At 64.2% G+C, this 24332-nt stretch carries 19 protein-coding genes and 1 pseudogene; 13 read left to right on the top strand and 7 right to left on the bottom strand.

What is annotated here, in order from left to right; all coding sequences use genetic code 11:
- Window positions 1-85 precede the first annotated feature (85 nt).
- The gene (locus tag MRBLMA1_RS11975; protein WP_363737074.1) at window positions 86-2899 is read left to right on the top strand and encodes a TonB-dependent receptor; all 2814 of its coding nucleotides are present in this window, start codon (window positions 86-88) and stop codon (window positions 2897-2899) included.
- 203 nt (window positions 2900-3102) lie between these two features.
- Here MRBLMA1_RS11975 and MRBLMA1_RS11970 read toward each other — a convergent pair whose 3' ends face one another.
- The 6 genes and pseudogenes from MRBLMA1_RS11970 to MRBLMA1_RS11945 all read right to left on the bottom strand — a co-directional run.
- Window positions 3103-3507 (bottom strand): DUF5110 domain-containing protein, encoded by a 405-nt coding sequence (locus MRBLMA1_RS11970; RefSeq protein ID WP_363737073.1) that lies wholly within the window; start codon window positions 3505-3507, stop codon window positions 3103-3105.
- A 134-nt stretch (window positions 3508-3641) separates the two neighbouring features.
- Window positions 3642-4442 carry a YncE family protein gene (locus MRBLMA1_RS11965; protein ID WP_363737072.1) on the bottom strand — a complete coding sequence of 267 codons (801 nt, stop codon included), beginning with the start codon at window positions 4440-4442 and terminating at the stop codon, window positions 3642-3644.
- 46 nt (window positions 4443-4488) lie between these two features.
- Window positions 4489-5652 carry a TonB-dependent receptor domain-containing protein gene (locus MRBLMA1_RS11960; protein WP_363737071.1) on the bottom strand — a complete coding sequence of 388 codons (1164 nt, stop codon included), beginning with the start codon at window positions 5650-5652 and terminating at the stop codon, window positions 4489-4491.
- On the bottom strand, window positions 5652-6620 hold the full coding sequence (locus tag MRBLMA1_RS11955; RefSeq protein ID WP_363737070.1) for an endonuclease/exonuclease/phosphatase family protein: 969 nt from the start codon (window positions 6618-6620) through the stop codon (window positions 5652-5654). Before MRBLMA1_RS11955 ends, MRBLMA1_RS11960 begins: the two co-directional genes overlap by 1 nt.
- 278 nt (window positions 6621-6898) lie before the next feature.
- The gene (locus MRBLMA1_RS11950) at window positions 6899-8338 is read right to left on the bottom strand and encodes a CHAD domain-containing protein (RefSeq protein ID WP_363737069.1); all 1440 of its coding nucleotides are present in this window, start codon (window positions 8336-8338) and stop codon (window positions 6899-6901) included.
- A 200-nt stretch (window positions 8339-8538) separates the two neighbouring features.
- Window positions 8539-8685, bottom strand: a pseudogene (locus MRBLMA1_RS11945) (IS110 family transposase); the annotation flags it as partial.
- Between the two features lie 249 nt (window positions 8686-8934).
- On the opposite strand from MRBLMA1_RS11945, the gene MRBLMA1_RS11940 reads away from it, so the two are divergent.
- From MRBLMA1_RS11940 to MRBLMA1_RS11930, 3 genes are all read left to right on the top strand, one after another.
- Window positions 8935-9696, top strand: coding sequence for an NUDIX hydrolase (locus tag MRBLMA1_RS11940; protein ID WP_363737432.1), 762 nt, complete (start codon window positions 8935-8937; stop codon window positions 9694-9696).
- Window positions 9697-9699: 3 nt separating this feature from the next.
- Window positions 9700-10425, top strand: a complete 726-nt coding sequence (locus MRBLMA1_RS11935; RefSeq protein WP_363737068.1) for an extensin family protein — start codon at window positions 9700-9702, stop codon at window positions 10423-10425.
- A gap of 91 nt (window positions 10426-10516) precedes the next feature.
- On the top strand, window positions 10517-10789 hold the full coding sequence (locus MRBLMA1_RS11930) for a DUF4242 domain-containing protein (protein WP_363737067.1): 273 nt from the start codon (window positions 10517-10519) through the stop codon (window positions 10787-10789).
- 72 nt (window positions 10790-10861) lie between these two features.
- Here MRBLMA1_RS11930 and MRBLMA1_RS11925 read toward each other — a convergent pair whose 3' ends face one another.
- Window positions 10862-13534: a hypothetical protein gene (locus MRBLMA1_RS11925; protein ID WP_363737066.1), complete on the bottom strand. Its 2673-nt coding sequence runs from the start codon at window positions 13532-13534 to the stop codon at window positions 10862-10864.
- Between the two features lie 80 nt (window positions 13535-13614).
- Here MRBLMA1_RS11925 and MRBLMA1_RS11920 point away from each other — a divergent pair, with 80 nt between their 5' ends.
- From MRBLMA1_RS11920 to gspG, 9 genes are all read left to right on the top strand, one after another.
- A complete protein-coding gene (locus tag MRBLMA1_RS11920; RefSeq protein ID WP_363737065.1) occupies window positions 13615-13917 on the top strand; it encodes an Hpt domain-containing protein in 303 nt (100 codons plus the stop codon).
- A 78-nt stretch (window positions 13918-13995) separates the two neighbouring features.
- Window positions 13996-15162 carry a hypothetical protein gene (locus MRBLMA1_RS11915; RefSeq protein ID WP_363737064.1) on the top strand — a complete coding sequence of 389 codons (1167 nt, stop codon included), beginning with the start codon at window positions 13996-13998 and terminating at the stop codon, window positions 15160-15162.
- A 46-nt stretch (window positions 15163-15208) separates the two neighbouring features.
- Window positions 15209-16306: a hypothetical protein gene (locus MRBLMA1_RS11910; protein WP_363737063.1), complete on the top strand. Its 1098-nt coding sequence runs from the start codon at window positions 15209-15211 to the stop codon at window positions 16304-16306.
- Window positions 16306-17688 (top strand): sensor histidine kinase, encoded by a 1383-nt coding sequence (locus MRBLMA1_RS11905; RefSeq protein ID WP_363737062.1) that lies wholly within the window; start codon window positions 16306-16308, stop codon window positions 17686-17688. Before MRBLMA1_RS11910 ends, MRBLMA1_RS11905 begins: the two co-directional genes overlap by 1 nt.
- Window positions 17689-17922: 234 nt before the next feature.
- Complete coding sequence (locus tag MRBLMA1_RS11900; RefSeq protein WP_363737061.1) at window positions 17923-18753, top strand: type II secretion system protein N; 831 nt, start codon at window positions 17923-17925, stop codon at window positions 18751-18753.
- Entirely contained in the window at window positions 18750-20924 is a 2175-nt protein-coding gene (gene gspD / locus MRBLMA1_RS11895; RefSeq protein WP_363737060.1) for a type II secretion system secretin GspD, read from the top strand. Before MRBLMA1_RS11900 ends, gspD begins: the two co-directional genes overlap by 4 nt.
- 24 nt (window positions 20925-20948) lie before the next feature.
- Window positions 20949-22493: a type II secretion system ATPase GspE gene (gene gspE / locus MRBLMA1_RS11890; RefSeq protein ID WP_363737059.1), complete on the top strand. Its 1545-nt coding sequence runs from the start codon at window positions 20949-20951 to the stop codon at window positions 22491-22493.
- A complete protein-coding gene (gspF, locus tag MRBLMA1_RS11885; RefSeq protein ID WP_363737058.1) occupies window positions 22486-23703 on the top strand; it encodes a type II secretion system inner membrane protein GspF in 1218 nt (405 codons plus the stop codon). Before gspE ends, gspF begins: the two co-directional genes overlap by 8 nt.
- A gap of 40 nt (window positions 23704-23743) precedes the next feature.
- A complete protein-coding gene (gene gspG / locus MRBLMA1_RS11880) occupies window positions 23744-24295 on the top strand; it encodes a type II secretion system major pseudopilin GspG (protein WP_363737431.1) in 552 nt (183 codons plus the stop codon).
- Window positions 24296-24332 lie beyond the last annotated feature (37 nt).

The raw sequence follows: 24332 nt of genomic DNA, 5'->3' as shown, positions 1-24332 counted from the left end.
GGATGATTTTTGGATTTCCGCTGACGCAGCCAGTCGGGAACGGCTTTGTGCGGCCAGCGCAGCTATGAACAGAGGGAGGATAATCATGAATTTCGAGACAGTTGCATTGCTCGGCTCCACTTCGCTCGCATCTCTGCTGCTAGCGGTGCCTGCCATCGGGCAGGAGGCGGGAAGCGACGTCCCTTTGAAGAAGGGCGAGGAAACGGCCGATTCCGTGTCCGTTCCCGACATCGTGGTGACCGGCTATCGCGCAGCGCTTGGATCGGCGCAGGACATGAAGCGGCAATCCGATGCGATCGTCGATGCGATTGTTTCGGAAGATATCGGCAAGCTACCCGACAATAATGCGGCAGAGGCGATCTCCCGCGTCGTCGGTGTTCAGGTCCTGCGTTACAATGATGAAGCGGGTGTGGTTCTCGTTCGCGGCCTTCCCGATGTGAACACGACCTTCAACGGCCGTGAGTTCTTCACGGCTGACGACCGCGTGCTCCACCTGCAGGATTTCCCCGCAGGCGTGGCTGCTGGCCTGGAGGTCTACAAGTCCGGGACATCCGATCTCATCGAACCCGGCCTTGCAGGCCTTATCAACCTGCGCGCGCGCCGTCCCTTCGACGTCAAGGACACGGAAATTGCCGGCGAGGTCCGCGGATCCTATAATGACCAATCCAAGGCCTTCGATCCATCGGCCAACCTTCTGTTGACCAAGCGCTGGGACACGTCGATCGGCGAGATCGGCGCTCTCGTCAATTTCAGCTATGTCCGCATGACTTACCGTAATGCCGATCGCTATGCCGATTCCGCGATCATCAGTCCGCTGGGCTTCGGTACGGACGATCCCGCCGACGACATGACCGTGACGACGCCGGGCGTGGGTAATTTCCGCTTTCCCGCCAATGCCGGCAATTTCTACGAGAAGGGCGTCCGGCATCGGCCCGCCATCAACGGCGCCATCCAGTGGCGCCCGACGCCGGACCTGGAAATTTATGCGGAGGGCCTCTGGCAGGCCTATCGCGGCAAGGTGCTGCGCGACGGCTTCAACGTCAATTTCGAGCGTCGCAGCATCGATGGTGTCGCGCCGACGCTGAGTAATGTGGTCCTGGTCGAAGGGGAGCCGCTCAAGGCCGCCAGCTTCACCAAGACGGGCGGCTATGTGCCCGAATTTTTTCGTTCCACCCAGGACGACCAGACCGACACCTATCAGGCCGCTCTGGGCTTCAAATGGAAAAGCGACCGCGTCACCTTGTCGGGCGACTTCGCCTACACCTACAGCAAATATGAAGCGGACGAAGACAGCGTCGATGGTCAGCTCGCCAGCGCGCCGACCATCAATGTCGATTGGGACGTCAAGGGCTCGGCGGTTTTCGACCTGGGTGATTTCGACAAGACCAATCCGGCCAACTATGTCTGGCGCGGCTATTATCAGCGCCACTTCGTTACCAAGGGCGATGGCGTACAGGGGCGTCTTGATCTCGACCTTGCAACCGATATCGATTGGCTACCCAGGATTCAGGTCGGCATCCGGGCAAGCGATCGCACCGCGCTCATGCAGAACAACAACCGCTATGCCTATACGGCCGGGCTGGGGCTTCCGCTCGCCAGCCTGCCGACGGGTGAACTGGAACTCATAAACGACGGCTTCCGTGGTGACCCCCAGCGCTTTCAGAACTGGCTGGCGCCGACCCGGAGCGCCATTCGGGACAATGTCGAGGCCTTGCGGCAGCTGGCCTATGCGTCGGTGCAGCAACTGACGGTCATGTTTCCCAATGACGGCGGCATCCGCGACGCCGTCACCAAGTTTGCGACCGAGGAAATTCCGTTCGACCCGCTCAATGGCTTTACGGCCAAGGAAGCCAGCTATGCCATGTACGGCCAGGGCAAATATGAGTTTGAACTTGGCGGTATCGATGTCGACGGCACCTTCGGTGTCCGCGTTGTCAACACCGATGGCCGCTATTCCGGCTTTTCGCGGGTGAATGGTGCAGACGGCACATCGCAGATCATTTCGCAAATCTCGCGCCAGAACTATCTGGACGTCCTGCCGTCGATTCAGACACGGATCCGCTTGACCCCCGAATTCCAGGTGCGCCTGGCCTATAACCAGACACGGACGCGGCCGAGCTTCGGGCAGCTCAACCCGTCGCTCAACATCACCCGGAACAGCCCCGGGCCTGATGGGTCTCCGCCGCAATATGCCGCCTTCGGCAGCGGCGGTAATCCGGATCTCAAGCCGCTGACATCGAAAAATTACGATGCCACGCTGGAATATTATTTCTCCAAAAATGGGTCGGCGACGCTGGCGGTTTTCTATCGCGATCTGCAAGGCTTCATCAGCAACTATACCCGCGACCTGATGGACCCCGACTATGGGCGCATTCAGATCAACCGGCCGGAAAATGCCGGCAAGGGCGAGATCAAGGGGGCTGAAGCATCCTTCCAGACATTCTTCGATTTTCTGCCCGGCCTGCTCTCCGGCTTCGGCGTCCAGGCCAATGTCACCTATCTCGACGGGACCAATGCCCTGCCAACCGTTCTGGGTGAGGGTGCGCGCCAGGTGCGGATCACCGGCCTTTCCAAATGGGCCTATAATCTGACGGGCTTCTACGAGAAGGGGCCGGTGTCGGCTCGTCTGTCCTACAATCATCGCTCCAGCTACATCAACAGCTACAACCGCAACTCGAATGAGGATCAATATGCCGGGGAGATTACCCGCGGCATTTCGCGCCTTGATTTTTCTGCTTCCTACGAAGCGATCAAGGGGATTACGATCGTCGGCAATGTGAGCAACATCCTGGGCCAGCCGTTCAACAATTATCGCTACTATAATGAGACCCAGTATTTCCCCCGCGATCTCAGGGTCGAGGGACGTTACTTCAGTCTGGGTGTCCGGTTCAAAATGTAATCCTGATCATCTTGTCTCCGAGCGAGGGTCAGGCATGTGCCTTACCCTCGCAAATGACGATCTCGCCGGCGGTCAGCCGCCATTGGCTGTGGTCTTGCCTCAAGCTGAGCAACTCAGCACAGTCGGCGCCTTACGTTGGAAACCGGACTGGCGGGACGCGGTGCACCACGCCAGTCGGAAACCATCTCCGAAGTGAGCCGGTTTCAGTCAATTGTCAGCGTCCTTTCCTCCTTGCGCGCAGGAATAAGCACGGAAATCACCTCATCGCCGCGGACGATTGGAAGATCGCCAGAGTTCGTGCCTTTGAGCACCGCCTTCCCGGCCTGATGCGACATCCCATGCACGATAACGTTGAACTCCCGCCACCAGGGTTGGAAGGTCCCTTCGCTCTTCCCGATGGTCACGGAAACGCTGCCGTCCTTCCCGACAGAACAGGTGAGGGCTTTTCTGACGAAAGAGCCCTTGCGGTAAGCAAAGCTTTTGCCGTCGTCCAGATACAGGCTGCCGCTGCAATCCGACCCATCCAGATCCAGCGGGCCGGTCGGCGTCTCATCGGTGCTCTGAACCAGCTTCTGACGCGGAATGATGCTTCCGCCCCGGACGAACACCGAGAGTTCGTCGAGGCGTGGCGTGACCTCAAGCGTATGGGCAGAAGCCCCGCCCTCATCCTTGAGCGTGATGAGGTTGCCGCCTGAGGTCGTCCGGCCTTTGTGGGCGGGTTTGCGGCTAAGTTGAGCTCATCCTATTCCCCTGGAATCTCGCTGGCGATCATTTCATTCTTCGCGCGGTCGATCGACCAGAGGCGGCCGGCGCGCACCGGATCCCAATCGATCGCCTGGCCCGGCGTCGCGATCGCGACGGTGCGGCGCAGTTCCAGCACCGAACCCGCTTCGGGCAAGGCGAGTTCGTACATTTCCGCCCGGTCATGCCCGGTCACATAAAGCCTGCCATCCTTGCTCCAGCTTGCGCCCGAACAGCTATAAGGGGCGAAACGGGCCAGCACCTCTGCCGGAAAGGTCCATGCCGCTTCCTGACGGAAGGTGTCGTCCATGCGAACCAGCAACGTGTAGCGCGTGTCGCGTCCCGGCTCTCCGCCCTTGCCTGCATAATTGGCGAATACCGCCCACCATTTGCCGTTATGCCAATCAAGCACCGTGAGCGACCCCGGGCCGAAACCCAGGCTTACGGTTCGCAGATGACGGAGTGTCGCCGTGTCGAAAAATTCGACCGCGCTGGTCTGCGGCACGGCGGGATAGTTGGATGCGGCGCATACCAGTTCCCGCCCGGCCACGGTACAACTGTTCATATGGGGAAACAGTCGCCGATCCCCCTGCCATTGCGCAACACGCTTGCCGGTATCGATGCGATATTTGCCGATCCGGTCATTATCGATGGCATAGACGAATCTGCCGTCCGACGCGGCGCCCTGATTGGCTTCGGGGGCGGAAAGGCGCAGGCTCACCCGCTCGGCAGGCGGCGAAGATGCCTCCTGCGCGAGGGCGGGGGCCGACAGGCCTAAGCCGGCAAGCAGGAGCCATTTCATATATTGCCCTCCATGGGGAAATGACTGCTGCCGTAGGCAGCCAGTTTTACCAGTTGCAAGCGACATTCAGCATCAGCCCACGGGCCTGATCGGTCGCATGCGCAATGCCCGAACGGTCATTGCGCAACAGCGCATTGCTGGCAAGACGGTCGGAATCCGTCAGGCGCAGCGCGACGCTGAGCGGGGTGCGATCGAGCCCGGCAATTTCGTACCGCAGCTCCCCCATGACATGCATCGGCCCTCGCAATTCCGTTGCTTCATGCCACAGGGCGGGCCGGCTGCTTCTTGTGCCGCTCAGCGTCGCGCTCCAGGGGCCGCTGTTCCAGCCAGCCTGGACCGTCATGCTTTGTTCGGTGGCGGAGCCGCCTTCGGTCCGCTTCAGTTGCGTCGCGCCATAGCGCATCGACCAGTGCCATTTTGAGGAGAGGCGATGACTGATACTGACGGCGGCGCCCAGAAGGCGGGCGGAGCCGCCGTCCACCGGCATATATCCATGGTCGGTAAAGAGCAGCCGATCGTCGAGGCGTCCCTGAAAAGCCGTTACCTTCACGCCCAGATCCGCTGCGGGCAGCCAATCCGCGTCGAAGCGCAGGCGGCGGTGCCGTTCGGGCCTGAAATTCCGCGACCATGTCCTGAAATCCTCCCGGGTCAGTCCCATTGGCCCGGTCCGGCCGGTTTCGCCATAGCCGGTCAATGTTTCCCGATAGTCGATCATCAGGTCAAGATCCGCTCCCGGCCTCCAGCCTATGGCGACCCGCGGCATGAACCAGTCGCGCGTGCGAAGGCGTTCATTGCTGCCGAGCGAAGTGACATTTGCGCCGCGATTGCTGAGCTTCATCCCCTGGAAACCTGCCCTCAGAGTCAGCCGCTCCGCCAGCGGAATGCGGTCTTCAAAGGTCATCAATACCATGCGGCTTTGCGATAGGGCAGCGGACGAAACGGGTTGATCGCTACCGCCCCATCTGCCTCCAACGAACCGCTGCTTCTGCCGCCGGACGACTATCGCGATTTCATGGGTGCGATCGTCGACAGCAACCCGCGCCAGCCGCGGCAATCTTGAATGCCTGCTCATATTGGTCGCAGGCGGCAAAATCCGATGCGCGAGGTCGGGCTTGAGGAAAAAGGCTCCGTTCATGTCGGCGGTCTGCGCCTGCGCGGCCCCTCCAGACAGCAGGAGCGCCACCGCGAACCCGCAATATAGGGTGCGCATCAGCGGCCTCCCAGTCGCGGGAGTTCGCCGCGCTCCGCAAAATGGATGAGTTCATGCGCTCCGTATCTCTTCGGGGCATAATCGATCACATAACCAAAATGATCGGATAGCGGTTCGCCTGTCACTTCGTTGCCGAAGGGCACTTGCGCCCGCCGAACGGGCAGGGCGGTGCCGCTCGCGTCGCGGCCGAACAGCCAGTCCTTGCCGTGGCGGGCGGCGTGTAACAGGTCTCGCCGCATAGTGGCTTCAGCCAGCTGGCCGTGCGCGAGCGCCTGGCTTGCACCGCCCAGGGCAGGCGTGATGAAGGACAAGCCGGATCGCGCGAAGGCGGTAAAGAAACTGGCCTGGCGTTGCTGGTCGCTGCCGATATTCATGTCCCCACCCAGGATCATGGCCTGTCCCTGCGGGATATGCCGGGCAACGAAACCTGCCATCAGATCGACCTGACGGGCAAAGGCCTGTTGCGATCGCGCAACAGGCACCATCGCCGCCGAACGGGCGTTCAGATGGGCATTGACGACGCTGACTCGCCCGACGCCGGGAATGTTCAAATGGACGATCAACACGCCCTTATTGGCAAGGCAGTCAAAACCGGCACAGGCAAAGTCCGGAAAGGCCATGCGCTCAATCCCGAGGACAGGATAATCCGAAAGGATCATGAGGCCGCTGTTCAGAGACTTGCCCATATTTTCGCCCCGATCCCAACGGGCGGCCTTGATATAGCGCCTGTCGATACCGTCCATGGCCATCGTCGTGCGCAGGGCTGAATCGGGACCCATTACGGCATGCCGGTAACCGGCCACGGCAGCCACTTCCGCAGCCTTGGAGGAGAAAACCTCCTGCATCAGGACGATGTGCGGCTGGCGTCGATCACGGCGCATCATTGCCAATCGCTCGCCAATCCGATCCAGGGCGTCATCCCGGTCAAGCGCGATCGGCCAGGGCAGTCCCTTGATATTATATGTCATGACCGACAGCACATTGTCTGGTCTCTCGACCCTGACAGTGTCTGCCGCGACTGCCTGGTCCCTAAGCCCTGTTTCGCCTATGCCGATAGGCGACAGCGCGCCTATAAAGGCGAACAGGATTGTGAAAGATGTTTTGAACATGGCGCCCCCCAAGTTTGAAGGGCAGCTACCCAAACATTGGGTCGTGGCGATTTCGTTCTTATGGCAGTATAATGAATATTCATCTTTCTACATGGGTAGTGCCGGCGATGCGGAGCATGCCTGTTTGAGCGGCCGGATCAGCGCCAGAAGCGTTTCAGGTCGATCAAGTCTTCCCATGCCTTGCTGGCGTGCCGGATCAGGGCGTGGCGATCGGCATGGATATGCTGAGTGCTGGACTTGTCGATGCCCAGCTTGTCGATGATCTCGTCAGCGGTTGCGAGGTCGTTGAGGGCGCCGAGATCGTCCTGCAGCTTTTCCATCGTCTTCAGGAATTTCCCGTGACGTCTTTGCTGTTTGGGCGTGTCGAACAGATGGGCGAAAAATTCCGAAGCGTAGCGGAGCTTCTTCGCATCCTTGCGCACCTCGTGCCGCTCACTGTCCGATCCACGGGCGAGATGGCGACCGTCCTTCTTGATGCGTCGCCGCAACCGGCCAAGCCGGTCGTCCGCAAAACCGATGGCGGGTCTGCCCGCCAGTTCATGGTTGGTGAACCAGTCGTCGTCACCCAGCCATTCGATCAGATCCATCATCAAGGCGCGGCTTTCGGCGGCATGCAGTCGCCGCTCCACCTTCTCATAGGCGGCTTGCCGTGCCTCCTCGATCCTGCTCAACGCTGCTGGCGGTAAAGGTTTCTCCTTGAGGACGTCGAGATTGCGCGCATCCCCCAGCACCGCGGAAAGGTCGCGCAGCCGGGTCTTGAAGCGCTCGGCCCTCTCGCGCTCCAGGACCGGCTTGAAGATCGTGAATGCCGAGCGCAGCCGCCGCAGCCCGACCCGCGCCTGATGCAGGGCGGCGGGATTGGGCGCTTCCAGAAACAGCGTCTCGTTCAGCCGATATTGCCGCAGACAGCCATGGACGATGGCCCTGAATGCATCAGCAACGCTGGCGTCTTTGGCGAGCGACAGCGCCTCCGCCTTGAACGCGGTGCGTGCCGGGCCGAGCAGATCATAGCCGCGTTCCGCCTTGCTCTGAACGCCCAGGCGAACGGGGACGATGGCGTCGATCTGCCGGGCGAGCCGAAACAGATCGGCGGGCTGACCGGATTTGAGTTCCAGCTCCATTTCGTCGATCGCGCTTGTCCGCCCTGCAACCACAGCCGCGCCATGATCGAGAACCAGTTCGACGTCCGATCCGCCCGACCGCAAATGCCATGTCCGCCGTTCATTCCGTACCTCGAAGATGATGCCCAGGCCGTTCACCTCCTTGCCGAGTGCATCGATCAGGGGCTTCAGTCCCTCGACCTTGGGCTGGTCGTCCTTGACAGGCATTTCCCATTCCGATCGTTCGAACAGGCCAGCAGCCTGACCTTCGTAGCCTTTGAGGGTCTGGGTCCTGCTCCGGCCCGCACGGCGGATGCGCAATGACATGGCTTGGGCGCGCAGCTTCTGATCGGGCGTGTCGAAATAGAGCGAGCGCTGTCTGACCACGGGTGCCGCCTTGCCCAGAAGGTCGCTCGCCTCCAGAAAGGGGATGGCGTCGGGTTCGAGTTGCAGTTTGAGTTCCGTCTCGACCGGCATTGCGGCACTCCCTTGATCCGATGCCCACCGGGCCGTTCGTGAGCGCTTCATGAGCCATTGCGCAACGGACGAGGGAGCATGAAAGATGCGCAGCTCGGCCTTGACCGCTTTCCGCTTATGAAAAGTGGTTAACATGGATTGGTTTGCCGTTGAAGGCTATCCGGCTCAAGGCGGCAAGGTGGTGCATGTTCGGCCGGATCGGCTGCGGCATCGGCAGCATTGTTCCTTTGCCGTTTGACGAATGGTTTGACGTAGATTGGCAGGATCAAGCGGACCTCATGCCCGAGTGATTGAGCATGGCGGCCCCAGAAATGGCTGGTCGCTCAGGCTTCCATCGCAATGATGCAGGAATCCTGCTCGCACAGAAGTTGCTCCATCTTCGCCCGTGACATCGTCCGGTTGTACAGAACCGACCCCGCGCGATCCGTTCACAGATCTGGAAGCTCCGCTTTCGCCAAGATGTACCTTCTGCCATCTGCTCCCCCTCCGTGCGCCAGATCGGCGCAATCAGCATCATACGATGTCGGGCCAAGGGGTTGACGCAAGGGACTTTACCGCCAGCGATTTGGATGCCTATTGGCGGTTTCATGACAGATATGCTTCCTGAGAGCCGCGCTGCCTCGACCGTGGTGATCCTGCGCGACCGGCCGGGCGCGGCCGCGGAAATCCTGATGATGGAACGGGCGTCGAGCATGGCCTTTGCCGCAGGGGCACTGGTCTTTCCCGGTGGGGCCGTGGATGCCGGCGACCATGCGCTTGCCGAAAGGATCGCAGGTGGACTGCCTGTGGATGAGGCAGCGGCGCGGATAGCCGCCGTTCGGGAAACCCTGGAGGAAAGCGGCCTTGCCATAGGCTTCACATCTCCTCCGCCGCCGGATCGGCTCCCCCTCATGCGGCAGGCGCTTGCGGCGGGGATGGCCTTTGGCGACATGCTTGACGAGCATGGGCTGGAGATTGCGCTGGATCGGCTGGTGCCCTTCGCCCGCTGGCACCCCGCGCGACTGGAGCACGCACAGCGCGTTTTCGACACCCGCTTCTATATTGCACGGGCGCCGGAAGGACAGAATGCGAGCGTGGACGCCACCGAAAATGTGCAACTTTTCTGGAGCAGCGCGGCGGACACGATCGCTCGCTGCGACCGGGGGGAGGGGCGGATCATCTTCCCCACCCGCCGCAATCTGGAACGGCTGGCTCAATTCAATGGCTTCGATGATCTGTCGGCGCATGCCTTGTCAATTCCGGTCCAGACGGTCACGCCCTGGTTTGAGGAAAGAGAAGGGGAGCGGCATCTCTGCATTCCCGATCATCTGGGCTATCCGGTTACGTCGGAACCAATGGGGACTGTCCGGCGTGCTTGAGGCATGCGCCGGCTTCACCTCTTTTTGCGCCGCCTTGTCCAGATCGGGGCAATCCTGAGCATTTGCCTGATCGGCTATGCCTATGTCGGTCGCCAGCCTCAGAATGTGCCGTGGACGCCCCTTGATCTGGCCCAGCCGGTCGGCCTGTTCACCGGGCGCAAGCTTGCCCTGCTGACCGCGCATCCCGCCGAATGCCGGGCTCTGCTCGACCGGGCGGGGGTCGCCTATGCGCGCATGAAGCGGGGAGGCAAGGACCAGTGCGCCTATGCCGATGCAGTGCGGCTGGCGCCCGCCAGGGACGCGATCATGCTGGAACCGGCGGCGGTAGCGCCCTCCTGTCCGGTTGCTGCCGGCCTCAAGGTCTGGGAATGGCAGGTCGTCCAGCCAGCCGCCCAGCGCCATTTCGGCCGTGCCGTGCGCCGGATCACGCATTTCGGCGCCTATAGCTGCCGTCGGCTCTATGGCCGCAGCGCCGGGGATTTCAGCGAGCATGCAACGGCCGATGCCATTGACGTGGCGGGCTTCATCCTGACGGACGGCCGCCGGATCGGCGTTGCGGCTGACTGGAGCGGGGAGGGGAAGGAAGCAGAATTTCTGCATGAGGTTCGTGACGGCGCCTGCGGCCTGTTTTCGACCGTCCTGTCGCCCGATTACAATGCGGCCCACCGCGATCACCTGCATCTTGATCAGGCGGAACGCGGCGCGTGGGGCGGGCGCGCCTGCCGTTGAGGTTCCAGGCCGGCCCTAACCCGATATCGTCCTCGAAATCGGCGCGCGAAGCGCCTATGATCCGCGCGTCTTTTCGGAAAGGGAGGACGTCATGCCGCAATTCGTGATCGAACGGGACATGCCTGGCGTCGGCCAGTTATCGGGTGAGCAGCTCAAGGGCGCGTCGCAGGGATCCTGCGATGTGTTGCGCCAGCTCGGCCCGGATATCCAATGGGTCCACAGCTATGTGACGGACGACAGGATCTACTGCATCTATCGTGCGCCGAGCGAGGAATTGATCCGCCAGCATGCCGAAATGGCGGGTTTCCCCGCAAACAGAATTGCCCGAATATACGCGACGATCGATCCGACAACGGCCGACTAATCTGTCTGGCGAAAGGGGTGGCGATGGTAAGCGCCTCATGCTCCTTCGCTTGAGCATGAGGCAGGATAACCCCTATTGCCGCAGCCTTTCGATCGCCTGCGCCAGCGCGACATAGAGCTTGCCCATGTCGGACGACAGGATCGCCACGCCCAGCGCATTGCCGTCACGGGCCGACAGGATGATCCGCAGCATCGATTCGAAGTCGTGGATGTAGCGATTCACATGTTCCTGAAATTCAGGATCATTGTCGTAATGCAGGGCAATTTCGCGGGATTCGCCGGCGTCGAGCAATTTGACGGCGCGGCGGGTGAAGACGCCGCGGTCGCCCTTCAGATAGGCTGACCAGGCCGAATCCGTCACATCATTGGAGAGTATCTTCGAAACATCGATCGCCGTGCTGTTGAGCGATTCGATGATCAGCGCGGACCGTCGCGCGAAATGGTCGCGGTCGCGGTCTTCGGCGACGCGATCGGCCTCCTCTATCCGCGCCTCCAGACTGGCGCTGGTGTCTGCGATGGTCAGGAGCTGGCGGGTCAGGCGGTCGGAGGCCTGATGGGCGGCCTTGACGGCTTCCTCCGCCACCTTGGCGACCATTTCGATCTGGGCAGTGACCTTTTCGTCGATCGCGCGCTGCATGGCCTGTTCACTGGCGTCGGCAAGCGCGTTTGCGGCTTCGGGAATGGCGCGGCTCAACGCCTGGCGGGCGCGTTCGGCCGCCTGGTCGGCCGTGTCCTTGACGCGGAGCAACGCCGTGACGAGCAGTGGCCCCGCGCCTTCGGTGATGCGGGTCGCGTCCTGATGCGCATTGTCGAGCGCGGTGCGCAGCTTTTCCACCAATTCGCGATTGGCATCGACGCCGCTTTGCGTGCTTTCCAGCCATTCGGACAGGCGGCGTCCCTGGCCGCGGAGCAACTCCTCCGCCTCCTGGGTCCGGCCGAGCAGCGCCTCGGATATGGCCTCCAGCCGCTCGATCTCCGGCGCGGCACTGTCGAGCAGGGTGCGGCTGGTTTCGATCCTGCCGTCGAAGCGCTGGAGCGCCGCAGGGAAGGTTTCGTCAAGTTCGCGGACGCTGGAATCAAGCGCGACCATCAGCGTTTCTGCGCTGCCTATCAGCTTTTCGGCGGTCAACCCGCCCGCCGCCAGGGCGGCGTCGATGCGCTGCGTTTCGGCCGTCAGGCGCGATAGCGCTTCGGTAAGCCGCTCATTGCGGGCGAGAGCAGACTCTTCCATCGCGGCAAAGCGGGACTGCGCAGAATCGACCGCCTCGTCCAGGCTGCGCTGCAGGCCGGAGACAAGCGTGCGCTGGCCCTCGACCAGATCATTGATCTGGTGCAGGCGGCTTTCGATCTCACCCACATGATCCGCAAGGTTGGCGACGGTTTCATCCCCGATGGCGGCGATGCTGTCGCGCGACCGGGCGATGAGCGCCTCCAGCGCCTCCGTGTGGTGGATGATGCCCTCGTCCGTCAGCCTGATGCCCTCATGGGTCTGTGCAACGGCCGCTTCCACTCGCTGGCGCAGCTCGGCCTCCACGGTTTCGGCATCGCGGGCCAGAGTGGAGAGGGCGGACTGGCTGGTAGCTGCGATCCCGGCCTGCGCACCCTCTATAAGGGCCTTGAGCGATGTGGCCTGCGCGGTCAGATTGGCGTCGACCGCCGCCATGGTTTCCTGGGCGCGCCCATGCGTGGTTTCCAGGCGGTGCAGCACGTCGATCTCGACGCGGTTCAGTTCCTGCGTTAGCAGGGCGATGACCGACTGGGTGGTCTCCGCTATTTCCGACTTGGTCCGCTCGGTGAGGCCGCTCAGCACGATCGACTTCTGTTCGATGTCGAGCCAGCTCTCTTCCATCGCCTTGCGCGCGCTCAGAGTCGTCGCCTCGATCCGGCCGGAAGCGAGATCGGCCATGCCGGTCACTTCCTGCGTCGCCGAGCGCGTGGCCTCCTGAAGTTCCGTGAGCTGGCTGGACAGGCTCTTGGTCGCGGACAGCGTCCGGCTGCGGGCATCGTCGGAAACTTCGCCCAGCGCATGCAGCCGCGCTTCCAGCATGTCGATGCGTTCCGCCAGCGCGTGGCCATTGTCGACGATCTGGGCCGACATGCGCGTCGCGCGATCCTCCAACGCCGGGATCGAGGTGGCCAGCGCTTCCATGCGCTGGACAAGCGCCAGTCCGGCCCGTTCGGCCGCTTCGGCGCGTTCGGCGGTGCTGTGGGCGCGGCTCGCGATCAGCTCGGCCGACGCCTCCATATTGCTGCTGGCGGCCGCACCATAGCTGTCGAGCAGTTCCGCCTGGTCCTGCATGGTCTGGCGTGCGGTCTGGAGCTGGCTGGCGATTCGCGCAACCCGCCGCTCCAGCAGTTCCGCTTCGGTCCTGAGGGCGCGGGCGGTGTCGAGATAGCGGCGGGATTCGCTGCGGCTGTTCCGCAAAAGCAGCAGGTAACAGACACCCAGCAGGATAAGCGGGACCATGATGGTCGCAACCAGTCCCGGCCATGCCGCGGGCCCGGCGCGCCATTGCCCCGACGACAGCGTCGCCCAGCCGGCAAAGCCGGTCCAGCCAAGGCCGGCGACGAGGGAGGCCCAGGCCGCGGCCGGCATGCCATGCCCGTCGCCCTCTGCGGCCATGGCCTCATCTTCCAGGTCCAGAACGGCCTGTTTCAATAGCAGGGTGTCGTCCGCCTGCGCCGTGTCATCGGCCGGTGCTTCCTTGTCCCGCCAGAATTCGACGATTGTGCTGCCCCCATTCATGCGAGCCATCCTAGCAGCTTTTGCGCGTACGAAAATGCCCTGTTACCAAAACTTAACGCAAGCCAGATAGCGTTGACCCCATGTCCTATGATCCAGGCGCCCTGAATGCCGCTCTTGCCGCCGCTGTCGGCGACGACAGACCGCTGATCGAGGATCTGCGCGTCGCCTTCATCGAAAGCGCGGAGCGGCAGGTCGATCTGCTGGGGCGTTCGCGCTGCGACGCGAACTGGCAGCTCGCCGCATGGCGGCTGAAGGGGCTGGCCGCGAGTTTCGGCCTGACCGCCCTGATGGCGATGGCTGATGAAGCGGCCGACGCCGCGCCGGGGGATCCGCGCATATTGCGGCGGTTGCGCACCGCTCTCGACGATCTCATGCAAGGTTGACGCGTCAGTCCGCTTGCGCGATCGCGTCCGCCTTGTAACAAGGTGGGCTAAACAAGGATCGGGTCGGTTTCATCACGCATGACTTTTGCGGCTATTCTCAGCGCGAGCCGGGCTGGCGGCGATTCGGCCGGATCGCTGCGCGCCGGCCTGCACTTCGCCGGACAGACGCTGGTGGAATATCAGGCGCGGCAGGCCGTGCGCGCAGGGGCCGACCGGGTGATGATCCTGGTCAGCGTCATCACGCCCGCCCTGTCGCAGGCCGTCGACCGGCTGTCGGCTGACGGCATCGCCATCGCACTGGTCCGCGACATGGTGTCGATGGTGCGCGATGCCCCCCGCGATGCTGACGCCCTGCTGGTCGCGGACGGCGCAATCATCGGGCAGGACTATTTCGAAGCCATGGCGGCGCAGCAGGGCGACGCCCTGCTGGTGACGGACGACAGCCGGGCCAGCGCTCCCTTCGAACGGATCGATGCCGGACAACGCTGGGCCGGGCTCGTCCGGGTCAGTCCGGACCTGTTGTTCAACACGCTCGACATGATCGGGGACTGGGATCTGGCGCTGACGCTGGTACGGGGCGCGGTGCAGGCCGGCGCGCGCCGGATCACCGTGCCGCAGGACGACCTGATGGAAGGCCGCGTCGCGCTGGTGGAAACGCAGGAGCAGGCGGATCTGGCGGCGCAGGCGGTGCTTGCCAGCGGACCGCGGCTCCGGCGTGTCCGGGGTGCAGCCGAACATTATCTGCTGGGCCCCGCCGCCCGGCTGATCAGTCCGGCGCTGATGCGCATGCAGGTTCCGGCATTGCAGGTGCGGATTGCCGCCATGGCGTTGGGGGCGATCGCGCTGGTGCCGATCGAACTGCTCTGGACGGGCACCGGCTTCTGCCTGCTGCTGGCGTCGCTGCTGCTGGCGGAGACCGCTGACCGGCTGGACGAGATGGCGCTGCGGCCGCTGCCTGTCGGCTGGATCGCCTTTATCGTGCCGGCTTTTGTTCTGGGGGGGATCGCTCTCGCGGGAGAAGGACCGATCGCGACCTATCTGGCGCTGCTGCTGGCGATCATCCAGATGGCGGATCGCTGGCAGAAGGCGGGACCAGCTCGCCCATGGATGATCTTCACGCCCGCCAGCGCGCTCTTGCCCCTGCTGTTGGCGTCGCTCGCCGGGGCGCTCGCGCTGACGTTCGACCTGGCGATGCTGTGCGCCATCGCGTCGGTGGGAACGATGGTCCTGCTCCGCCGGAATTGAACGATTTTGCCCGTTACGGTTTAGTGCATTTTAACGACGTGCCATTATGCTGGCCGGCATGAGCGCCTTTTCGTCCCTGATCGGACCGACCCAGGCGGACTGCTGGCCAATGGCGCAAGTCATGGCGGGCTTGTCCGCCGTGCCCGTCGGCCATGCCATTGATCTGGCGTTTTTCTTTCCCGATGACGGACGGGAACGGCATGACGCGCTGGTGGCGGAGACCCGGCGGCATTTGGGCGGATGCCTGACCGCCATCGAGATCGGATTGCGTCTGGCGCTGGAGGAAACGCCGGAAATTGCGGCTGCGCTGGCGCCTTGGCCGCAACCCGTCTGCTGGCCGACCCTGTGTGCGCAACCGACGCTGCTGGCGCCGCCGCTGCTCGCCCATATGCAGATGCGCGGCGGGATCAGCCTGATGCTGCGCCAGTTTGGTGGTCCCGATGGCGGCGTGGGCAGCGAATCGGAGGTGGAGCCGCTGTTCGCAGCGGGCGACCCGGCCCTGGGTGAGGCGCTGGCCGCACTGATGCTGGCGGAGGGGCGCTGGCTGCTGACCGCGGCGGAGGATCAGCCGATGCAGCCTGATCTGCCCGCCGGCTTTTTCGCGGAATTGCTGTGGACCGCCGCTGCCTGCCTTGCAGCCATCGCCCAGCGGAGCGGCCTGATCGAGGTGGAAGCGGTGCTGCCCGTGGTCGAAGCCGCAGCGCAGCGCCAACTGGCCCGGCATGACGAAGCAACGGGGCCAATCGCGGCGGCGGACAGGCTGGTCCGTCAACTGGACACCCATGCCGATGCGTCTGAACTGATGGCGGCCGCGCTGCAGCACAGGCATTTCCTGCTGTTCGCCGCGCTCGCCGGGCGAAGATTGCGGATGGCGAGCGCTCAGGTCGCCGACATACTGGTCATGGGGCCAGTGGGGCAGGTCGCTGCTCTTTGCCGCGCGCTCGGCGGATCGGACAGCGATTACCGGCAATTGCTGCTGGCGCTGCGGCCGGTGCGGCCATCCCTGTCGGACGCGACCATCGTCGGGGAAGCCATGCGCTATCAGGAACTGAGCGTGGCCCAGGCCGACGCGGCAGTGGGCGCCCTGCGCGCACCGGCGGCGCTGCGCGCGAAGCTCGATCATCTGCGGCGGATCGCCGGTTGATGAACATGCCGGCGCATCCCGCCGTCATCCGGGCCACCGTCGCCTCGGACGGTCGGCTGCTGAGTGCGGACGCGCCCTTGCTTTCCTTGCAACAGGAGGCGGGTGGCGACATCGGCAGCGCGCTGGCGATCCCGCAATTGGCGGCGATGGCGCGACTGGCGACGCATCTGGGCATCGCCCTGTCCCGCCCCGTGGTCGCGGCGGCGGAGCGCGGCGACATCGACATGTGGGTGCGCGCCAGGCCCGAAGACGAACGGGTACAGCTTGCCATCATCGATTGGCATGAGCGGCAAGCAGTGGCGCCCCCGCTCGACCTGGCGCGGCGGGAGACCGACATCGCCGCCCTGTCGGACGGCTGGACATGGCAGATCGACACGCAGCTGCGCTTCCAGATCGTGCTGGAGGGTTTGGGCAGCGAAGGAACGCTTCCCACCGCGCCGCCGGTGCCGGGCAGCCGCTTCACCAGCTATTTCGAACTGCGTGCCGACTCGGACGGCGATCTCGCCATCCTGCGCGGTTTTGCGCAGCGGCGCGCCTTTCGCGACCAGGTAGCCGGATTGACGAGCGACCCCGCGCAGCGCTTCATTCTGTCGGGCTTTCCGATGTTCGACCTTGCCGGGCAACTGGCGGGTTACCGGGGCAAGGCGCTGCCCATGGACCGCGCCGTGTCGGCGCCGCTCGCCACGCCGGAGCCGCTGCTATTCTATCCCGCCGAATTCGGGAAAAGGCTTGATCGTTCCCTGCGCCGTCCCCTGGGGCGGATCATCGCCAATGCGGATTCGATCGCCGCGCAACTGGAGGGCGCGCTGCGGCCGGACTATCTGGGCTACGCCCATGATATTTCGGCGGCGGGGCGCCATCTGATGGCGCTGATCGACGATCTGGCGGACCTGCAGGCGATCGACCGGCCCGATTTCAGCGTGATCGCGGAGGAAGTCGACCTGGCCGACATCGGACGCCGCGCCGCGGGTCTGTTCCTGGTCAAGGCGCGGGATCGGGAAATCGACATTCTGCCACCCGCGCTGGATGCAGCGGAGCCTGCCGTAGGGGAGTTTCGCCGGGCCTTGCAGATCCTCATGAACCTGGTCGGCAATGCGGTGCGCTATGCGCCCGAGGGATCGACCGTGCGGATAGAGACGGGCCGGTCCGGCGGCCAGGCCTGGATCGCCGTGCAGGATCAGGGAGGCGGGATAGCCGTCGACAGTCGCGAGCGCGTCTTTGACAAGTTCGAGCGGCTGGGCCGCAGCGATGCGGGCGGCAGCGGTCTTGGCCTTTACATTTCGCGGCGTCTGGCGCGGGCCATGGGCGGCGACATCCGCATCGACGACGCCCCCGAAGGCGGCGCCCGCTTCATCCTGCTGCTTCCCGCATTGCAGGGATAGGCGGTTTCGGCGCGGCCGGACCGATCGCTGATCAGGAAATAGGTCCGCTGGCATATGGTTGTCCGATCACCTCCGGCGCTTTGGGCGATCTCATTTGGTGGGGTGCTGGCCGCTCGAAATGCAAGCGCCGTCGCTTCGATCGTTGCGATTGTCTTCAAAGCGTCACAATAATGTCATCCAGTAGTAAGACATATTTTCTAGCAGCGCCGATATCAAGGGGGATGAACGACGCGCATGCGTGAGGCTTTCAGCGATACTATCCGGAACCTGGGCAATCGCCTGCCGCCTATCAACTGGCTGTCGGTCATCGAGAAGCTGTTGCTTGGCCTGCTGGCGTTGCAATGCGCCCGATTGCTCTGGGCGGTGCTGACGCCGGTTGGCAGTTTTGGTCCGTGGGAAGGGCGACAGGCCCATTTCCTCCCCGTCGCGGAGCGGCAGGCCCTGTTTTCCAGCTTCGACCCCTTTTATCGCGGTGGCCTGCAACAGTCGGGCGGCGGCGTCGTGACTTCGCTGGCGCTGACCGTTTACGGCATTCGCCTGAACGAAGGGTCCGGGCTGGGGTCCGCGATCGTCGCGGGCCCGGACGGCGTGCAGAACAGCTTCGCCGTGGGGGAAGAGATCATGCCCGGCGTGGTGCTGAAGGCCGTCGCCTTCGACCATATCACCATCGATCGCGGCGGGGCGGAGGAACAGCTTTTCCTCGATCAGTCCCAACCGGCCCCGACCGCCGCTCCGGATGGAGGAGCGCCGGCTGGCTTGCCGCCTTCGCCGATCGCGGGCATGGACAATCCAGGTGCCGACATGGTGAAGCGCGACGTCGGCTTCACCCCGCGAATGCAGAATGGACGCGTCACCGGCCTGATCCTGTCGGCCAGGGGGCCGGGCTTTCAACAGGCGGGCTTCCAGCCCGGCGATATCGTCACCCAGGTCGATGGCCAGCCGATCGGATCGATGAGCGATCTCCAGGCGCTGCAGGGCAAGATCGTGCCCGGCGCGCGCATTTCCCTGACCGTCGAACGCGGGGCCTCGCCCGCCACGATCAACCTGACACTGCAAGGCCAATGACCAGAAAACCGCTTCTTACCGCCGCCATGGCCCTCGCGCTGGCGGCTCCCATCGCATCGCCGGTCATGGCGCAGCAGACGCTGAACGTGCGCGACGCTGACATCCGCGCCTTCATCCAGGATGCGGCACGGGTGACCGGGCGGACCTTCATCATCGACAATCGTGTGTCGGGGAAGGTGTCCGTCGTGACTGACCGCCCCCTGTCCCGGTCCGAATATTTCGAGATATTCCTGTCCACCCTGCGCGCGAACGGCCTGGTGGCGGTGCCGGCGCCCGGCGGCGCCTATCGCATCCAGCCGGCCGATGGCGCGGCGGGCCAGCCCAGCGCCGTGGGCCGGGCGGCCAATCGCAACCAGTTCGTGACGGAGGTGTTCCGCCTGCGCTCCATCGACGCGGCGAGCGCGCTGGAAACGCTGCGGCCGCTTGTCAGCAAGGATGGCTCGGTGACGGCGAACCGGGCGGGCAACAGCGTGGTCGTGGCCGACTATGCCGACAATATCGGGCGCATCCGGCAGGTGATCGCGCGGATCGATCGGGATACTGCCTCGACCACCACGGTCATGCTGAAAAATGCCGGAGCGCGGGAGATCGCGACATCCCTGCAGGCGCTGGTGACGACAGGCGGCGAGGGGGCGGCGAAGCCGGCGACGATCGTGCCCATCGACAGCAGCAACGCCGTCGCGATCCGGGGGGATGCCGGGACGGTGGCGCGGCTGGCGCAGATGGCGCGCGATCTTGACAGGCAGGCGGCGAGCGGGACCGAAATCCGCGTCTATTGGCTGGAACATGCCGACGCGGAAAAACTGCTGCCGGTGTTGCAGCAACTGGTCGGGCAGGCAACTGCCTCGCCCGTGACCGCCTCCACCCCTGCTGCCGGAAACGCGCCCTCTGCAATGCCTGCCGCCGCAGCCGGTTCGGGCGGCGGGGGCAGCAACGGCATCTCGTCGCGTGGCCCCGCCATCGTCACGCGCTATGAAGGCGCCAATGCAATCATCGTCGCGGCCAACAGCGATGTGCAGCGAATGCTGGGCGAGACGATCCGCCAGATCGACACGCGGCGCGAACAGGTGCTGGTGGAGGCGATCATTGTCGAGATCAGTGACGCCGCCGCCAAGAAACTGGGCGTGCAGTTCCTGATCGGCAGCACCAAGACCGGTTTTGCGGCGACCAATTATTCCAATGCGCAGCCCAATATCCTGACGCTGGCGGGGGCGATCGCCGCCGACAGGCTGGGCGAGACGACGACGACCGTCGTGGCGCCCGACGGAACACGGACGGAGACGAGGACGCGGCAAAATGGCGACCTTTCCAATACGCTGCAACAGGCGGCCGTCGACAGCCTGATGAATGCGACCGGCGGCTTCGGCGGCGTGGCGACATCGCTCGGCAGGAACGGGATATTCGGCGCGATCATCAATGCCGTCAAATCCGACACCGACAGCAACATCCTGTCCACGCCCTCGGTGATGACGCTGGACAATCAGAAGGCGTCGATCCTGGTCGGCCAGCAGGTGCCGGTGACCACGGGCGAGGCGCTCTCCCAGAATTTCGACAACCAGTTCCGCACTGTCCAGAGGCAGGATGTCGGCATCAAGCTGGAGGTGAAGCCGCAGATCAACACCGGCGGCGCGATCAAGCTGTTCCTGAAGCAGGAGGTGTCCAGCGTCGCCGGCCCGGTGTCGAACAAGGACAGCGACCTCATCATCAACAAGCGCGAGATAGAGACGACCGTGACGGTCGACGATGGCGAGATACTGGCGCTTGGCGGCCTGTTGGACGACAATGAGCGCAAGACGATCGAGCGCATTCCGCTGCTGTCCGATATTCCCGGCCTTGGCGAACTGTTCAAGTCGCGCAGCAAGAGCCGGACCAAGACCAACCTCATGGTCTTCATCCGCCCCACCATCCTGCGGTCCAAGGAAGATGCGCAGAAACTGACGCAGCAGCGCTACGGCTATATTCGCGGCATGCAGTTGCAGCGCAATCCGGACCAGGAACCGGGCATAGACGAGCTGGTGCGCGACTATATGGGCGCGACGCCGCCCGCCGCCGCGCCCCAGCCGGGCGATGCGGTGGTGCAGCCGCCTGCCGAGATCATCGAGCCGACCGCCCGCCAGTCGAGCGGCGTGGTGCGGCCCGTCGAGATTCCTGCCAGCGGAGAGAAGCGGTGAGGGGCTTTCCGAACGGAGGTGGATATGAATGAGCCGCTGATCGTGACGGCCGATATCCCCCCGCATGTCGCGCCGCGAGCGGTGGACATACCCTATGTCTTCGCCCGCAAGCATGGCGTCGTGATGCTGCCGCCGGAGGGGGAAAGGCTGACCATCGCCGTGCGCGAGGGCAGCGATCCGCGGGTGCTGCTGGAAGTGCGGCGGCATCTGGCGCGCAGCTTCGACGTGCGCTTCGTCGATGCCGCGCAATTCGACCGGCATCTGTCGGATCATTATGCGATGGAGGGCAGCGCCGCCGCCATGGCCGGATCGCTCGAGGTCGGGGCGGACGAGCTGGACATATTGGCCGCGGATATCCCGACCGCCGACGACCTGCTCGACAGCGCGGACGATGCCCCCGCCATCCGCCTCATCAACGGCATCATTGCGGAAGCGGCGCGGCAGGGCGTGTCGGACATCCATATCGAACCCTATGAAACCGGGCTGATCGTGCGGATGCGCATCGACGGCGTGCTGCGCGAGACGCTGCGCATGCCGCCGCATGTCGCGCCCGTCGTCGTCAGCCGCATCAAGGTGATGGCGCGGCTCGACATAGCCGAGCGGCGCGTGCCGCAGGACGGGCGGATCGGGTTGACGCTGGGCGGGAAACTGCTCGATGTGCGCGTGTCGACCCTGCCCAGCCGGGCGGGGGAGCGGGTGGTGCTGCGTATCCTGGACAAGGAGAATGCGGGCATGAACCTCGACCTGCTCGGCATGGCCGGGGCGGCGGACCGGATCTTCCGGGACGGGTTGCAGGAGCCGAACGGCATCATCCTCGTCACCGGACCGACCGGGTCGGGCAAGACGACGACGCTCTATGCGGGCCTGCGGCAGCTCAATGACGGCACGCGCAATATCCTGACGGTCGAAGACCCGGTCGAATATGCGATCGACGGCGTCGGACAGACGCAGGTCAATGCGAAGGTCGGCCTGACCTTCGCGGCGGGGCTGAGGGCGATCCTGCGACAGGACCCCGATGTGGTCATGGTCGGCGAAATCCGCGACCGGGAAACGGCGGAGATCGCCGTGCAGGCCTCCCTGACCGGGCATCTGGTGCTGTCCACCGTCCATACCAATGATGCAGTGGGCGCGATCACGCGGATGCGCGACATGCGGGTGGAACCGTTCCTGCTGGCTTCCACCCTGCGCGCCGTCATCGCGCAGAGGCTGGTGCGTCGGCTTTGCCAGAAGTGCCGCGAACCGGTGCAGGCGGACAAGTCGGCCAGCGCGCTGCTGGGCTTCGATCCGGGCACGATCATCTACCGCGCGCGCGGGTGCGAGGCGTGCAACGGCACCGGCTACAAGGGCCGGATCGGCGTGTTCGAGGCGATCAGGGTGGACGACACCATCCGGCGGCTCATCAACGATGGCGGCGATGAATCGCTGATCGCGCGCCACGCCTTTCTGAACGCGCCCAATCTGGGCTCGGCCGCGCGGGCGCTGGTGCGCGACGGCCAGACCACGGCGGAGGAGGCGATCCGCGTGTCGCGGCGCGACGCGGGCGAGGTGGAAACCATCGCCGATGGCTGAGTTCGACTATATCGCCATCGACCCCGCCGGACGGGAGCGCAGCGGCGCGATCAAGGCTGAGACGGTCGAGGACGCGCGGGCGAAGCTGGACTCGCGCAAGCTGTTCATCGTGCGGATCGAGGCCGGCGCGGTGGAGAAGGCGCGCAGACGGACAGGGCTGTCCTTCCGGGCGCCCCGCCTCTCCGCCAAGGAACTGACGCTGTTCACCCGGCAATTGTCGACGCTGATCCAGGTCAGTCCGCTGGAGGAGTCGCTCCGCACCATCGGACGGCAGAGCGAGCAGGCGCATGTCCAGGCGATTGTCGGCAAGGTGCATTCGGGCGTGCTGGAGGGGCGTCGGCTGGCCGATGCCCTGGGCGCCGAGCCGAGGAGCTTTCCGCCGCTCTATCGCGCGATGGTTTCAGCGGGCGAGAGTTCAGGCAGCCTGCCCACGATCATGGAGCGCCTGTCCGACCTGATGGAGCGGCAGGCGGTGATCCGATCGAAGGTGCTGACCGCCATCGCCTATCCTTCCGTGCTCGCTGCCTTTGCGGTGTGCGTGGTCGCGGCGCTGATGATCTTCGTCGTGCCCAAGGTGGTGGAACAGTTCGATACGGTGGGCCAGCAACTGCCGCTGCTCACCCGCATGGTGATGGGGATTTCGGCCTTCCTGGCGGGCTATTGGTGGCTGCTGGCGATCCTGCTGGGGCTGGCCGCCTTCGGCCTTTGGCGCGCGCTGAAGGTGGAGAGCTTCCGCTATCGTTTCGATTCGGTGCTGCTGCGCCTCCCATTGCTGGGGCGGTTGATCCGCGACCTGCACGCAGCGCGGATGGCGCGCACGCTCTCGACCATGGTGGCGAGCCGCCTGCCGTTGATGGAGGGCTTGTCGCTCACGACCCAGACGGTGCACAACCGGGTGCTGCGGCAGGCTTCGGAGGAGATTGTGGAGGCCATTCGCGGTGGCGGCAGCCTGTCGGCGGCGCTGCGACGGGCAGGGGTGTTCCCGCCGCTGCTCGTCTACCTCACGGCCAGCGGGGAAAGCGCGGGGCGGCTGGACACCATGCTGGAGCGGGCAGCCGATTATCTGGAGCGGGAGTTCGACAGCTTCACCTCGGCCGCGCTCGCCATGCTGGAGCCGCTGATCATCATAGCGATGGGCGGCATTGTCGCCGTCATCATCCTGTCCATCCTGCTGCCCATCCTGCAATTGCAGAGCCTTACCGGGGCCTGAAGGAGTGAATATGCGTAATCTGAAGACGTTGAAGTGCGACATGCTCCTGCGAAGGCAGGAGCGTGACTGCGCAAGGGGCGAACATGGCCTCGAGTCTTCGAGACGTTCCGCCGAACACGGCTTCACGTCCCTGAAGCGTCCCGCCGAACACGGCTTCACGTCCCCCAAACGTTCCGCCGAACACGGCTTCACTCTGGTCGAACTGATGGTCGTGATCGTCATCATCGGCCTGCTTGCCACCATCGTGGCGATCAACGTCATTCCGGCCACGGATACGGCGCGCGTAGAAAAGGCGAAGGCCGACATCGCCACCATTGAGCAGGCACTGGAACAATATCGGCTCGACAACCTGACCTATCCGTCCGCGACCGACGGGTTGCAGGCGCTCCTCATTCCCCCGGCCTCGCTTACCCAGCCGCAGCGTTACAGGCGCGGGGGCTATATCAAGAAGCTGCCCAACGATCCCTGGGGACGTCCCTATACCTATGCCGTGCCAGGGCGGAAGGGCGCGTTCGACATCAGTTCGCTGGGGGCGGACGGACAGCCGGGTGGCGACAATGAAAATGCCGACATCTATTCCAGCGATCTTTGATCGCCCGCAGCACGGCTTCGGGTGCTTGAGGCGTCCC

It is taken from the genome of Sphingobium sp. LMA1-1-1.1 (assembly GCF_040676365.1).
Classification (GTDB): Bacteria; Pseudomonadota; Alphaproteobacteria; order Sphingomonadales; family Sphingomonadaceae; genus Sphingobium.
This window is presented reverse-complemented; position numbering and strand designations above follow the sequence as displayed.

What these genes read in the sequence shown, in the direction of transcription:
- MRBLMA1_RS11975 (WP_363737074.1), top strand. Translation starts at nt 86, where the DNA reads ATGAATTTCGAGACAGTTGCATTGCTCGGCTCCACTTCGCTCGCATCT.
- MRBLMA1_RS11965 (WP_363737072.1), bottom strand. Translation starts at nt 4,442, where the DNA reads ATGAAATGGCTCCTGCTTGCCGGCTTAGGCCTGTCGGCCCCCGCCCTC.
- MRBLMA1_RS11960 (WP_363737071.1), bottom strand. Translation starts at nt 5,652, where the DNA reads ATGCGCACCCTATATTGCGGGTTCGCGGTGGCGCTCCTGCTGTCTGGA.
- MRBLMA1_RS11955 (WP_363737070.1), bottom strand. Translation starts at nt 6,620, where the DNA reads ATGACATATAATATCAAGGGACTGCCCTGGCCGATCGCGCTTGACCGG.
- MRBLMA1_RS11950 (WP_363737069.1), bottom strand. Translation starts at nt 8,338, where the DNA reads ATGCCGGTCGAGACGGAACTCAAACTGCAACTCGAACCCGACGCCATC.
- MRBLMA1_RS11940 (WP_363737432.1), top strand. Translation starts at nt 8,935, where the DNA reads ATGCTTCCTGAGAGCCGCGCTGCCTCGACCGTGGTGATCCTGCGCGAC.
- MRBLMA1_RS11935 (WP_363737068.1), top strand. Translation starts at nt 9,700, where the DNA reads ATGCGCCGGCTTCACCTCTTTTTGCGCCGCCTTGTCCAGATCGGGGCA.
- MRBLMA1_RS11930 (WP_363737067.1), top strand. Translation starts at nt 10,517, where the DNA reads ATGCCGCAATTCGTGATCGAACGGGACATGCCTGGCGTCGGCCAGTTA.
- MRBLMA1_RS11925 (WP_363737066.1), bottom strand. Translation starts at nt 13,534, where the DNA reads ATGAATGGGGGCAGCACAATCGTCGAATTCTGGCGGGACAAGGAAGCA.
- MRBLMA1_RS11920 (WP_363737065.1), top strand. Translation starts at nt 13,615, where the DNA reads ATGTCCTATGATCCAGGCGCCCTGAATGCCGCTCTTGCCGCCGCTGTC.
- MRBLMA1_RS11915 (WP_363737064.1), top strand. Translation starts at nt 13,996, where the DNA reads ATGACTTTTGCGGCTATTCTCAGCGCGAGCCGGGCTGGCGGCGATTCG.
- MRBLMA1_RS11910 (WP_363737063.1), top strand. Translation starts at nt 15,209, where the DNA reads ATGCTGGCCGGCATGAGCGCCTTTTCGTCCCTGATCGGACCGACCCAG.
- MRBLMA1_RS11905 (WP_363737062.1), top strand. Translation starts at nt 16,306, where the DNA reads ATGAACATGCCGGCGCATCCCGCCGTCATCCGGGCCACCGTCGCCTCG.
- MRBLMA1_RS11900 (WP_363737061.1), top strand. Translation starts at nt 17,923, where the DNA reads ATGCGTGAGGCTTTCAGCGATACTATCCGGAACCTGGGCAATCGCCTG.
- gspD (WP_363737060.1), top strand. Translation starts at nt 18,750, where the DNA reads ATGACCAGAAAACCGCTTCTTACCGCCGCCATGGCCCTCGCGCTGGCG.
- gspE (WP_363737059.1), top strand. Translation starts at nt 20,949, where the DNA reads ATGAATGAGCCGCTGATCGTGACGGCCGATATCCCCCCGCATGTCGCG.
- gspF (WP_363737058.1), top strand. Translation starts at nt 22,486, where the DNA reads ATGGCTGAGTTCGACTATATCGCCATCGACCCCGCCGGACGGGAGCGC.
- gspG (WP_363737431.1), top strand. Translation starts at nt 23,744, where the DNA reads ATGCTCCTGCGAAGGCAGGAGCGTGACTGCGCAAGGGGCGAACATGGC.